Source organism: Sphingobium sp. SA2, from assembly GCF_032227065.1.
Lineage (GTDB): Bacteria > Pseudomonadota > Alphaproteobacteria > Sphingomonadales > Sphingomonadaceae > Sphingobium.
The window spans coordinates 396,033-408,298 of the sequence record NZ_JAPMXX010000006.1 but is presented as its reverse complement, the minus strand read 5'-3'; the positions used below and the strand labels follow the sequence as shown (position 1 = coordinate 408,298).

The window sequence follows — 12,266 nt, the reverse complement described above, 5'->3', positions numbered from 1 at the left end:
CTTGGGGGATGGCCCCCTCCGTCTGGCCTGCGGCCAGCCACCTCCCCGTACCGGGGAGGATTTGCTCGTTGGTCATACCAGCGACTCCAGCTTGCGGATCGCGGCCGCTTCGAACTGTTCGCGCAGGGCTTCGTCGGGCATGTCGTCGAAAACGCCCGCGACGAAGGAGCGCAGCAACAGCGTCTTGGCGGTCGCAGGGTCCATGCCGCGCGAGGCCATGTAGAAGAGCGCGGCCTTGTCCAGTTCGCCCACGGTCGCGCCATGGGCGCATTTGACGTCGTCGGCGTAGATTTCCAGTTCCGGCTTGGCATTGGCGGTTGCGGTGCGATCGAGCAGCATGGCCTTCACGGACTGGAAGGCGTCGGTGCGTTGCGCGTCGCGGGCGACGTTGATGCTGCCGAGATAACTGCCGGTAGCGCGGCTGCCCAGGACGGAACGGACGGTCTGGCCGCTGGTCGCGTCGGGCTGCGCATGGGTGACCGAGGTGATGATCTCCAGCGTCTGATCGCCGCCGCCGATGATCGCGCCGTACAGCCCGAAATGGGCGCGCGCGCCCAGCGTGACGGCGAAGGTCACGCGGCCGAGCGTGCCGCCGATGTTGAGCAGGTGGAAATCGCAGCGCGCATCGTCGGCGACGGTGATGACATAGTCATGCACGGCCGCGCTGCCCTCTGCGGCATTTTGCAGCAGGTGGTGGTTAGCGGTGTCGCCTGTGGTCACATCGATGCGGGTCGGTGCGGGCAAGGGCCATAGCGAGGCGAGCGCCTCCAGGTCGCTATAGCGCCAGTCTTCCTGGCGGCGGGTGGGCAGAGCCAGGGTGGTCACAGGCACGACTCCTCCGCGTCTCTGCGTCTCCGCGTGCACAAAGTCATCTCACGCGGAGGCGCAGAGACGCGGAGAAAAAGGGAGATGCCTGCGGCGCTCATGCGGCAACCACTTCGGCATAGCCTTCGCGTTCCAGTTCCAGCGCCAGTTCGGGGCCGCCCGATTTGACGATCCGCCCGTCGGCCAGCACATGAACGAAGTCGGGCTTCACATAGTCGAGCAGCCGCTGATAATGGGTGATGAGCAGCACGGCCTTGTCGGGCTTGCGCATGATCGCGTTGATGCCTGCGCCGACGATCTTGAGCGCGTCGATGTCGAGGCCGGAGTCGGTCTCGTCCAGGATCGCCAGCTTGGGATCGAGGATGCCCATCTGCACCATTTCGGCGCGCTTCTTCTCGCCGCCCGAAAAGCCGACATTCACCGGGCGCTTGAGCATGTCCATGTCGAGGCCGAGCAGCGCGGCCTTTTCCTTGGCGAGGCGGATGAATTCGCCGCCGTTCAGTTCCTTCTCGCCGCGCGCGCGCTTCTGGCTGTTGAGGCTTTCGCGCAGGAATTGCAGGTTGGATACGCCGGGGATTTCGACCGGATATTGAAAGCCCAGGAACAGCCCTGCTGCAGCGCGCTCGTGCGGCTCCAATGTGAACAAGTTCACACCGTCGTAGAGCGCCTCGCCGCCGGTCACCTCATAGCCTGGCCGTCCGCCCAACGTGTAGGCCAGCGTCGACTTGCCCGCGCCGTTCGGCCCCATGATCGCGTGGATTTCGCCCTCGTTGATGGTGAGCGACAGACCTTTGAGGATCGTCTTGCCGTCGATGGTGTTGGTCAGGTTGTCGATATTAAGCATGGATCATTCCCGGCGGTGCAATATTTGAAATCCTCCCCTGTAAGGGGAGGGGGACCATCGCATCGCGATGGTGGAGGGGTGTTACCCTATCGATGGCGGAACACCCCTCCGTCAGGGCTGCGCCCTGCCACCTCCCCTGCCAGGGGAGGATGAAGGATGCTCCGCACATCGCCTTAACCTTCGTGCGCGCGCTGGAGGGTGCGGGCGGTCCAGAAGGCCATGTCGCGCACGTCGCCAGGCGCGGGGAAAAGCGTGTCGATGTAGCGCTTGACCGGCATATAGGGCCACCAGTCGGCCTCGCCCTCTGGCGGTCCCTTTTCCAGCAGGGCGACGACGAATTCGCTGACCGGACCCATGCGGGCGAGGTTGGGTGCCTTCGCCTTGTGGAAGGCCTTGTCCTTGCGCAGCTTCTCGGTCATCGCGGCGTCCGATTTTTGCAGGGCATCGCGGCTCGCCGCCTCGAACGCGTCGAGATCGCCGAAATCGGCGCGGGCGCGGGGCTCCAACTCGCCCTCTTCCAGTTCATAATCCTCGGTCAGGATACGGATCGCGGCGGTCCATGACTGGCCATTACCGACATCCTCCGCGAAATCCGCGAGGGCATCCTGAATATCGTCTTCGTCGCTCAAGTTACTCTTCCCAGTTTAAAGCCAATTGTTAATTTGCGGCGCTCGGCGTCACTTTGAAATTCGGGTGCCCATCGAACCGCGACACGAAAGCGTCAAAATCCAAATCCCGTTTTTGAAGCGAGTTCAGGTTACGCAGCGCGTTGTGAATGCTGGTGAATACATAGTGCTCGACAGAACCGATTATTTCGCAAATTTCTGATCGAAAATCGGCTTTGCCTGCCCAGTCCTCAATGGGATCATGTACCTCATTCAAACGCCGCATGTTGCATCCGTTATCGAGGTGAAACGTCTTTTCGCCAGGCTCGATGACGTCAGGCCATTGCGCCAAAACGAGATCATATGCCTCTCGCAGAAGATCGCGAGGAACGACGGTGACACTCACACCACATTCCTTTTGCCAATGCCGTCACCCCGGACTTGATCCGGGGTCTCGCTGCCTTCAAGCGCCGTGCAAGAAGAAGCGGGATGCCGGATCAAGTCCGGCATGACGTGGGGGGAGGTGGCGGGGGTCATCCCACGCTGCCTTCCAGGCTGATCCCCAGCAATTTCTGCGCTTCCACCGCGAACTCCATCGGCAATTGCTGCAGAACCTCCCGCGCAAAACCATTCACGATCAAGCTCACCGCGCTTTCCGCGTCCAGCCCGCGTTGCATGGCGTAGAACAACTGGTCGTCGCTGATCTTGCTGGTCGTCGCTTCATGTTCGATCTGGGCGCTGGGGTTGCGGACCTCGATATAGGGGACGGTGTGGGCGCCGCACTGATCGCCGAGCAGCAGGCTGTCGCACTGGGTGAAGTTGCGCACGCCCTCCGCGCCCGGTGCAACCCGCACCAGGCCGCGATAGGTGTTGTTCGATCGGCCCGCGCTGATCCCCTTGGACACGATGGTCGAGCGGGTGTTTTTCCCGTTGTGGATCATCTTGGTGCCGGTGTCGGCCTGCTGCATATTATTCGTCAATGCGACCGAGTAGAATTCCCCGACGCTATTGTCGCCGTTCAGCACGCAGGACGGATATTTCCAGGTGATCGCCGACCCGGTTTCCACCTGGGTCCAGCTGACCTTGCTGTTCTTACCTTGGCACAGCGCCCGCTTGGTGACAAAATTATAGATGCCGCCCTTGCCGTCCGCGTCGCCGGGATACCAGTTCTGGACGGTCGAATATTTGATCTCCGCATCGTCCAGCGCGACCAGTTCCACGACCGCGGCGTGCAGCTGATTTTCGTCGCGCATCGGCGCGGTGCAGCCTTCGAGATAGCTGACATAGCTGCCTTCGTCCGCGACGATCAGCGTCCGTTCGAACTGGCCGGTATTTTCCGCGTTGATGCGGAAATAGGTGGACAGCTCCATCGGGCAGCGGACGCCCTTCGGGATATAAACGAACGTCCCGTCGGAAAAGACGGCGCAGTTGAGCGTCGCGAAATAATTGTCGTGCATCGGCACGATCTTGCCCATCCACTTTTTCACCAGATCGGGATATTCGCGCACCGCTTCGCTGATCGAGCGGAAGATGACGCCTGCTTCCTCCAGCTCCTTGCGGAAGGTGGTGGCGACGGACACCGAATCGAACACGGCATCGACCGCGACGCGGCGGCTGCCCTTCACCCCGGCCAGCACTTCCTGTTCGGCGATGGGGATGCCCAGTTTCTTGTAGGTGGCGAGGATTTCGGGATCGACTTCATCGAGCGAATCCAGCTCCACCTTCTTTTTTGGCTCGGCGTAATAATAGGCGTCCTGATAGTCGATCGGGGGCACGTTGAGTTTCGCCCAGTCGGGCGGCGTCATCGTCTTCCACATCGCAAACGCCTTCAAGCGCCAGTCGAGCAGCCATTGCGGCTCCTTCTTCTTGGCGGAGATGAAGCGGACGGTGTCTTCGTTCAGCCCCTTGGGCGCGAAATCCTGTTCGATGGCGGACGACCAGCCATGTTCGTAGGTCGAGGCGCGGTCGGCCGCGTCCTGCGCTTCCTGGTTACGGACAGTCGTGATTTGCTCGGTCATGCCATTTCTCGTGTAAGGCTGGCGATGGTCACGCCAGCCAGGGCAGCGCGGATCGCTTCATTGGCGACGTTCATATGCGGGCGAATGCGGCAATCCTGCTCCAGCGTGCAGTCATGCGTGCCCGTGTCGGCGCAGGCGGTCATGGCGATCGGCCCTTCGACCGCTTCCACCACATCGGCAAGCGTGATGGTGGCGGGCGGGCGCGACAGGCGGACGCCGCCGCCCGTGCCGCGGCTCGATTCGAGCAGGCCCGCCGACGACAGGCGCCCCACCAGCTTTTGAGCCGTAGGCAACGGGATGCCGGTTTCGGCGGCCAGGGTGGTCGCGTTCATCTTGGCAGCGCCGCAATGGCGCGCAGCGGCGGACATCAGCACGACCGCATAATCAGCGAAGCTTGATAATCTCATGCCAGTTGCGAACCATTCTTAAATCGGATCAATATCGTCCGATTGGCATTTGGTCCTCTCAGGCTCGGGAATCAAGGGCTAATTAAGATAGGCGGTTGAGCATCGCCACGTCGCTACCCAGCGAACGGCGCAGCAGGGTGAGCTGGGCGACGGCGGAGGGCTCGTTCTGCAACTGGTGCGGGGTCAGGCCGATGAAGTGCTTGATTTCGCGGATACAATGGGACTGGTCGTAGAAGCCCGCCTCCTCGCATAATTGCTGCCAGCTTTCGCCATCCAGGGCGATCCGAGCGGAACAGCGCAGCGCGCGATATTTGCGCGCCAGCAGCTTGGGCGGCGCACCATAATATTTGTTGGTGAGGCGCGCGAGCTGGCGCGGCGACAGATCGGTGGCTTCGGCCAGCGCCTCGATTCGCGGCGATCCTTCCCCCATCAGCCAGCCATCGACCGCGTCGAGCAACGCCCAGGTGGTGCCGCGCAGCGGTTTGACCAAGCGGCCCAGTGCGGCCCAGCAACGCGCCGCGATCTCGTCGGCTTCCGTCTCGTCGATCGCCCGCAATTCCGCGAGCAGATCGGCATGGTACGCACCGCCGACCGCCGCCAGATCGCACAAGCGGTCGGCCAACAGACTGGCGTCGCCGCCATGGAGCGATTGCCACCCGGCGGGCAGCAGGGAGATGCCGACGACCCGGCTGGGCCGGTTCAATTCGAAGCGGGTCGCACCCATGGTCGGGCCGAGCAGACAGACATCGGGCGTCGGCATCACGACGTCGTCTTGAAAATGATAGTTGCCGCCGCCCGACAGCATGAAACGCAGCTGTGGCACGTCAGCACGGGTGGCGTCGCCATAATGATCGGCGTCGACGGTGAACAGATAAAGCGAACCGAAATAGGCGCGCAATTGTTCAGGCGGCGCGAAATAGCGCAGCCGCACCGGTCCCTGCGCGGCGGCCACTGTATAGGACAGCGGACCCCCTTCGTCCGGCAGGGCGACTGCGCCCCCGGCCATTCCGAATTTGTGCAACCCCATTTTTTTCACCCCAAGGGGTTTACTATGCGCCAACTGCACCCGCACGCAAGTAACATGGTGAAAGAACTGTTACTTTTCTGCCTCGCTACTGCACTGCACATAAAAATGACCCGGCGATTTTCATCGCCGGGTCAGGAAAAGGTCTCATCGGCTGGAAGCCGTCGAGCCGTCGAGCCTTCGGGTCGCAGGGGTGCTTTACGCCGGAATCGCCGTAATATTATTGGATGAATCAGACATTCCACTGCCCTAAACCGTCTCATTCATGACGTTTCCTGTCATGATATGTCACTAACAGGCGGTTGTGGCGCTTTGGCCACAGCGACTCGACGTGTCCGCGCGGCGCTGGCATAGGCACGTCCCATGTCCTATCGTCTGATCCGCCCGCTGCTGTTTGCGCTCGATGCCGAGCGTGCCCATCATCTCTCTCTTGCTGCGCTGCGGATGATGCCGACACGCGCGCCGCTGGCACCCGATCCGATGCTGGCAACCATGGTGGCGGGCATTCGCTTTCCCAATCCGGTCGGATTGGCGGCGGGTTATGACAAGGATGGGCGGATCGCGCACAAGATGCACGGCCTTGGCTTTGGCTTTGCCGAGCTGGGAACGCTGACGCCGCTGGCCCAACCGGGCAATCCGCAGCCGCGCCTGTTCCGGCTGGTCGAGGACAAGGCGGTGATCAACCGGTTCGGGTTCAACAATGGTGGGCAGGGCGCGGCGGCGGATCGTATCGCCCGCTATCGCCGCCCGGTCGGCGACGGCCCTGTGATCGGCATCAATATCGGCGCGAACAAGGATGCGGCCGCCGCCGGGCGGGGCATTGCGGACTATGTCACGGGCGTCACCTGCATGGCGCAGCTGGCGGACTATCTGACGGTCAACATCTCGTCCCCCAATACGCCGGGCCTGCGCGCGTTGCAGGATCGCAGCGCGCTCGACGCTTTGCTGAGTGCCGTAATGGCCGCGCGCGCGCCGGGAGGCCCGCCCATTTTCCTGAAGGTCGCGCCCGATCTGGAACCGGCCGATGTCGAGGATATCGCCGCGGCCTGTATCGATCATCGGGTCGATGCGCTGATCGTGTCCAACACCACCATCACCCGGCCCGCGCTGCGATCGGCCCATGCCCGCGAAGCGGGCGGGCTGTCGGGTGCGCCGCTGACCGACCTGTCGCTGTCGCGGCTGCGCGATTTCCGTCGCCTGCTGGGCGATCGGTTGCCGCTGATCGGGGTGGGGGGCATCGCGACCGGCGCGCAGGCCTATGCCCGCATCCGGGCGGGGGCGTCGCTGATCCAGCTTTATAGCGCGCTGGTCTATGAAGGGCCGTATCTGGCGCGGCGGATCAACCGGGAGTTGAAGGCGCTGATGGCGCGCGACGGGGTGGCGACGATCGCCGATCTGGTGGGTATCGACGGCTGATCCGTCCAAGGGGCTGGAAAGGGTTGCGATCGGCAACTCCCGCTATAGGGTAAGCCCCATGACATGTCGTTTTTCTGGCCTGCTGGCCCCTTTCGCCCTTATTGCTCTGGCTCCGCTGCCCGCCGTCGCGCGCGAGCCGGTATCGACCAATGCCACCGTTTCGGCCGCCGATCCGCGCGCGGCGCAGGCGGGGCAGGAGATATTGCGCAAGGGCGGCAGCGCCACCGACGCCGCCATCGCCATGATGCTGACGCTCAACGTCGTTGAGCCGCATAATAGCGGCATCGGCGGCGGCGGTTTCCTGATGCATCATGACGGGGAGACCGGGCTGCTGGAATCGATCGACGGGCGCGAGACGGCACCGGCCGCCGCCCGGCCCGACCGGTTCATGGGGGCCGATGGACAACCGCTGTCCTTCCGCAACGCCTGGCCGGGCGGCTATTCGGTCGGGGTGCCGGGCAATGTGCGGCTGGCGTGGGATGCGCATCGCAAATGGGGCAAGCTGCCCTGGGCGGACCTGTTCCAGCCCGCCATCCGCGCGGCGGAAGAGGGCTATGAAGTGCGCCAGCGGCTCGACACCGCAATGAAGGCGGTCGCAGGCGTCTGGGCCGACTTCCCTGAAATCCAGAAATATTTCTGGATCGACGGCAAGCCCGCGCCGATGGGCACGATGCTCAAAAACCCGCCGCTCGCCGCGCTGTTCAAGCGGATCGCGGCGGAAGGGCCGGACGCTTTCTATACGGGCGAAAATGCCCGCATCCTGGCGCAGACCGTCACCAATGCGCCCAAGAACCCGGTGCCGATGACGGAAGCGGACATTGCGGGCTATCAGACCAAGCTGCGCAAGCCGGTTTGCGGCAAATATCGCGTTTATACCGTGTGCGGCATGGGTCCGGCCTCGTCAGGCGGGGTCACGGTGCTGGAAATATTGGGCATGGTCGAGCGCTTTCCGCTCGGCACATGGGGGAAGGATGATCCCCGGTCCTGGCATGTCATCGGCGAGGCGATGCAACTCGCCTATGCCGATCGCGGCACATGGCTGGGCGACCCGGATTTCGTCTCTGTGCCGCTGACGGGGATGATCGATCCTGCCTATCTCAAGCAGCGGTCGGCCCGCATCCGTTTGAACAAGGCGCTAAACGACTATCAGCCCGGCACCCCGCCCGGCGCGCAGCCGCGCACCGCTTCGCGGCCGCAGCCCGAAAGCGGCACCAGCCATTTCGTCGCGGTGGACCGGGATGGCGACATCGCCGCCTGGACATCGACGGTCGAGAGCTTCTTTGGCAGCCAGCTGATCGCGAACGGCGTGATCCTGAACAATGAACTGACCGATTTCAGCTTCACCCCGGAAAAGGACGGCGCGCCGGTTGCCAACCGGGTCGAGCCGGGCAAGCGGCCGCTATCGTCCATGTCGCCGACCATCGTCTATGATGAAGCGGGGACGCCCGTCTTCACCGTCGGCGCGGCGGGGGGCAAGACGATCATCATGCAGGTGGCCAAGGCGCTGATCGCGCATTTCGACTGGGGCCTGTCGGCGCAGGAGTCGATCGCGCACGGGCTGATCTACTTCAACGGCGAAGGGCTGGTGCTGGAGCAGGGCACGTCGCTGGAGGCGATGAAGGCGCCGCTCGAAAAGCTCGGCCATCGCGTGTCGCTGTCGCGCATGGGGCTTAAGGCCAATGCGGCCGAGCGCCTGCCCGATGGTCGCTGGCAGGGCGCAGCCGATCCGCGCAGTCCGGGCGTGTCGTTGCAGGAATAGCAGGTAAAAAGGGCGGCCCGTGAGCCGCCCTTTTCGTCTTACTTCTTGGCGAACCAGCCCGTCAGCGCGGGCTTCAGGCGAGTGCGGGTTTCGATGCGGGTGTTGATCGCGGCGATGGCGCGATCGACCACTTTGCGCGATTCGGGCGTCAGATATTGGGTGGCGTAGGCGTCCAGCTTGGTCGCCATCGCCGGGTCAGCCGATCCGCCGCCCAGCCGCGCGAGCGCCTGGCTGCGCGCGGAGACGTCGATCAGCCCCTCATATTGCGCGCGATGTGCCAGCACATAATCGACCGCCTGCATCGGATGCTCTGCGCCGACCTGCGCAATAATCGCCGCGCTGGTGGTCTTGCTAGGCTCGTCGGTCAGCGCGAGATCGAGCGCCTGCTGCGCGAGCTTTTCGTCCTTGGCCCCGCCGAGCAGCGCATAGAGCGTGCTTTTTTCCAGGTCGGTCTTAGCCCCCTTGGCCAGCGTGCGCAGCCTGTCCCACGTCGCCTGATCGGCATTTTTGGCGATGATCGCCATCCAGACGTTGCGCAGCGGGCCGTCGAGGGCGGCGGGGTCGCTCGCGAGTGCGGCGAAGCGGCGATTGGCTTCGGCGACCACGGACTTGTCACCCATCTCGCCCAGCGTGCCGACCAGCGCCGAGCGCAGCACCGGCACCTGCGGATTTTCGCCCGGCTTGGCATCATAGCCGATGCCGGTCAGCACCGGTGTCAGCTTGGCAGACGTGTAAGCGGCGACCTTCGCCTGCCCGGCCTGATCGCCCTCCAGCATCGCATAGGCGCTGTCCAGATAGCCGGGCACTTGCGCCAGCACAGCGGGGGTGGCGGTGGCGGGCACGGCGTCGATCAGGTCGAGCGCCAGGCCCATCGGCTGATAGCCGCCAAGGCCAAGCTGGAAATTGTCGGCCAGCAGCCCGGTCTGGTCGATCGCGGGCAGCTTGGTGAAACCGGCGGCCAGCGCCTCGACATTGGCGGCGGGGTAGAGCGAGCGATAATAGCCCGTCTGCCCGGCATTGACGACATAGGCGCCGCAGCCCGGCAGCGTCATTTGCCCCTTGCCCTGCAGGATCAGCCGCTGCGGCGCGCCGCCGATGGTCTGCGCCATGACCGGCACATTCCAGCTCAAGGGGGTCTTGTCCTTCTTGTCGCGGCTGAACTCGCCTTGGCTCAGTGTCAGCAGCGTGTTGCCGCCCTGGCATTGCGCGCTGTCGACCTTGACCAGCGGGATGCCGGGCTTGGACGTGAAGTCATGCGCGATCGACACCAGCCCCTTGGCCCCTGCGCCCTCGACCGCCTTCCACAGGTCGTCGGTGACGGTGTTGCCATAGGCATGCGCCTTCATATAGCTGCGGATGCCGGTCTTCCACACATCTTCGTCGGCATAGCCTTCCAGCATGGTGATGACGGCTTCACCCTTCTGATAGGTGATGGCGTCGAACGCCTGGTTCACCTGATCGACGGTGGTGATCTTCTGGACGACGGGGTGGGTGGTGGCGAGCGAGTCGAGGCTCATTGCCGCCTCGCGACCATCGACGCGGGTCAGCAGCATTTGCCAGTCGGGCTGCAACTTGTCGGTGACCTTGGTCGCCATCCAGCTCGCAAAGCCTTCGTTCAGCCATAGATCGTCCCACCAGGCCATGGTGACGAGGTCGCCAAACCATTGATGCGCCATTTCATGCGCGACGGTTTCATAGATGCGGCGCTTGGTCGCTTCGGAGGTGAAGCGCGGATCGACCAGCAATGCGCGCTCGAAAGTGAAGATCGCGCCCCAATTTTCCATCGCGCTGAAAAACTGGCTCTGGCCGGGGCCAGCGACATTGTCGAGCTTGGGCAGCGGATAGGGGACGCCGAAATAATCGTTGAAATAGGGCAGGATCGACACAGATGCGTCGAGCGCCAGCTGTGCCTTGCCGGTATTGCCCTTGCCGGTGATGACGCCGACTTCGGTCGCGCCGGACATTTTGGTCGCGCGCTCCAGCTCGCCGAGACCGAAGAAGAGCAGGTAGGAGGACATTTTGGGACTGGTGCCGAACGTCACCTGCGTCTTGCCGCCGCCCAGATCCTTGGTCGACTTGACCGGCATGTTGCCGACCGCCAGTTCGCCCGTGGGGATGATGGCGCTGAGGTCAAAGGTCGCCTTGTAGCTTGGCTCATCCCAGCTCGGTACGAAACGGCGCGCGTCGGGCGCTTCGAACTGGGTGAAGAGCGCGCGCTTCGCCGCGCCGTCATTATCGGTATAGTCGAGCGCGAACAGGCCGTTCGCCTGGGTGTTGATGACGCCGGCATAGGCGATGGCGAGCTTGTAGTTGCCAGGTGCCAGCGGCTTGCCGAAGTCGAGCGTCACGGTCTGCGCATCGGCATCGACCTTGGCCGTGCCCTTGATTGCCTTGCCCTTGGCAGGCGTCAGCATGACATCGCCGAAGGTCAGGTCGGCGGCGTTCAGCACCAGCGTCGGCATGGCCGTGCTGATAGCGACGTCGATCGTCACCTTGCCAGTGAACTTCAGATTGGCGGCGTCGGGGGTGACGGTGATCGCATAATGGCTGGGCACCGCGCCGTGCGGCAATTGGGTGGTGATCCCGGCGGCGGGACCGTCAGATGGGGGATTGGGCGTCGTAGCCTGGAGCGGCGTGGCAAGGGCGATGGGGGCGGCGGCCAGCAGCAGCGGCAGGATTTTGGCGAGGGACATAGGCTTTTGGGACTCCGACACGTCTTGACGGCGCGGCCACATGGCTCTGCGCCCTGATGAAACGCGGGATCAACCGTTTCGCTGCGTCGGTCAAGCGATGTAATGCTATTACAACGTCGTTGGTCGAACCCGAACGCCCGTTGGTCGGCGGGTGCCTACAGCATCCGCCGCATCACATTGTCCTTGAGCAGATAATGATGCCGCAGCGCCGCGCCGATATGGAGCAGGATCAACGCCGCCCAGACAAAGCCCATAATCTCATGCCCTTCGCCCGCCAGATCGACGATCAAGTCGCCCTTGGTCACTGGAAATTTGGGGACGTCGAACAGGAAGAACCAGTTCAAGGGTCGCGTGCCCGCCGACGTCATGATCCAGCCCGACAGGGGCAGCACGATCATGAAGATATAGAAGAGCGCGTGGGTGGCGTGCGCCGCTCCTTTTTCCCAACCGGGCATGGCGACGGTCAAGCGCGGCGCGGGATTGGCCAGCCGCCAGACGATCCGCACCAAAGTCAGCGCCAGGACGGTCAGCCCGATCGACTTGTGGATCGGGATCACCGCCCAATCTTTGGGCAGCGCATCATGGCCGATGCCAAGCACCAGGGCGAGGATGATGAGCAAGGCCATGGCCCAATGCAGGGCGCGGGCGACTCCATTATAGCGGTCCATGGCAGCG

At 63.6% G+C, this 12,266-nt stretch carries 11 protein-coding genes; 2 read left to right on the top strand and 9 right to left on the bottom strand.

The features are described from left to right. Positions 1-72 precede the first annotated feature (72 nt). The 7 genes from OVY48_RS09455 to OVY48_RS09425 all read right to left on the bottom strand — a co-directional run bounded on the left by OVY48_RS09455 (position 73) and on the right by OVY48_RS09425 (position 5,726). A complete protein-coding gene (locus OVY48_RS09455; protein WP_313922654.1) occupies positions 73-825 on the bottom strand; it encodes a SufD family Fe-S cluster assembly protein in 753 nt (250 codons plus the stop codon). A 97-nt stretch (positions 826-922) separates the two neighbouring features. Next, positions 923-1,669: a Fe-S cluster assembly ATPase SufC gene (gene sufC / locus OVY48_RS09450; RefSeq protein WP_313922653.1), complete on the bottom strand. Its 747-nt coding sequence runs from the start codon at positions 1,667-1,669 to the stop codon at positions 923-925. A gap of 173 nt (positions 1,670-1,842) precedes the next feature. Next, a complete protein-coding gene (locus OVY48_RS09445; RefSeq protein ID WP_313922652.1) occupies positions 1,843-2,298 on the bottom strand; it encodes a hypothetical protein in 456 nt (151 codons plus the stop codon). 28 nt (positions 2,299-2,326) lie between these two features. Continuing rightward, on the bottom strand, positions 2,327-2,680 hold the full coding sequence (locus OVY48_RS09440) for a hypothetical protein (RefSeq protein ID WP_313922651.1): 354 nt from the start codon (positions 2,678-2,680) through the stop codon (positions 2,327-2,329). 127 nt (positions 2,681-2,807) lie between these two features. Next, positions 2,808-4,292 (bottom strand): Fe-S cluster assembly protein SufB, encoded by a 1,485-nt coding sequence (gene sufB / locus OVY48_RS09435; protein WP_313922650.1) that lies wholly within the window; start codon positions 4,290-4,292, stop codon positions 2,808-2,810. Further along, positions 4,289-4,699: an RrF2 family transcriptional regulator gene (locus OVY48_RS09430; RefSeq protein WP_043149212.1), complete on the bottom strand. Its 411-nt coding sequence runs from the start codon at positions 4,697-4,699 to the stop codon at positions 4,289-4,291. Before OVY48_RS09430 ends, sufB begins: the two co-directional genes overlap by 4 nt. A gap of 82 nt (positions 4,700-4,781) precedes the next feature. Further along, positions 4,782-5,726: a helix-turn-helix domain-containing protein gene (locus OVY48_RS09425; protein ID WP_313922648.1), complete on the bottom strand. Its 945-nt coding sequence runs from the start codon at positions 5,724-5,726 to the stop codon at positions 4,782-4,784. Between the two features lie 360 nt (positions 5,727-6,086). Here OVY48_RS09425 and OVY48_RS09420 point away from each other — a divergent pair, with 360 nt between their 5' ends. Further along, entirely contained in the window at positions 6,087-7,139 is a 1,053-nt protein-coding gene (locus OVY48_RS09420; protein ID WP_313922647.1) for a quinone-dependent dihydroorotate dehydrogenase, read from the top strand. A 58-nt stretch (positions 7,140-7,197) separates the two neighbouring features. After that, on the top strand, positions 7,198-8,898 hold the full coding sequence (gene ggt, locus OVY48_RS09415; protein ID WP_313922646.1) for a gamma-glutamyltransferase: 1,701 nt from the start codon (positions 7,198-7,200) through the stop codon (positions 8,896-8,898). Between the two features lie 38 nt (positions 8,899-8,936). On the opposite strand, the gene OVY48_RS09410 is transcribed toward ggt, so the two are convergent. Together OVY48_RS09410 and OVY48_RS09405 are read right to left on the bottom strand one after the other, a co-directional pair. After that, positions 8,937-11,591, bottom strand: coding sequence for a M1 family metallopeptidase (locus OVY48_RS09410; protein ID WP_313922644.1), 2,655 nt, complete (start codon positions 11,589-11,591; stop codon positions 8,937-8,939). A 155-nt stretch (positions 11,592-11,746) separates the two neighbouring features. Next, positions 11,747-12,259 carry a cytochrome b gene (locus tag OVY48_RS09405; protein WP_313922643.1) on the bottom strand — a complete coding sequence of 171 codons (513 nt, stop codon included), beginning with the start codon at positions 12,257-12,259 and terminating at the stop codon, positions 11,747-11,749. Positions 12,260-12,266 lie beyond the last annotated feature (7 nt).

Coding starts and splice junctions, on each gene's coding strand:
- OVY48_RS09425 (WP_313922648.1), bottom strand. CDS start 5,726: ATGGGGTTGCACAAATTCGGAATGGCCGGGGGCGCAGTCGCCCTGCCG.
- sufB (WP_313922650.1), bottom strand. CDS start 4,292: ATGACCGAGCAAATCACGACTGTCCGTAACCAGGAAGCGCAGGACGCG.
- ggt (WP_313922646.1), top strand. CDS start 7,198: ATGACATGTCGTTTTTCTGGCCTGCTGGCCCCTTTCGCCCTTATTGCT.
- OVY48_RS09405 (WP_313922643.1), bottom strand. CDS start 12,259: ATGGACCGCTATAATGGAGTCGCCCGCGCCCTGCATTGGGCCATGGCC.
- OVY48_RS09420 (WP_313922647.1), top strand. CDS start 6,087: ATGTCCTATCGTCTGATCCGCCCGCTGCTGTTTGCGCTCGATGCCGAG.
- OVY48_RS09430 (WP_043149212.1), bottom strand. CDS start 4,699: ATGAGATTATCAAGCTTCGCTGATTATGCGGTCGTGCTGATGTCCGCC.
- OVY48_RS09410 (WP_313922644.1), bottom strand. CDS start 11,591: ATGTCCCTCGCCAAAATCCTGCCGCTGCTGCTGGCCGCCGCCCCCATC.
- sufC (WP_313922653.1), bottom strand. CDS start 1,669: ATGCTTAATATCGACAACCTGACCAACACCATCGACGGCAAGACGATC.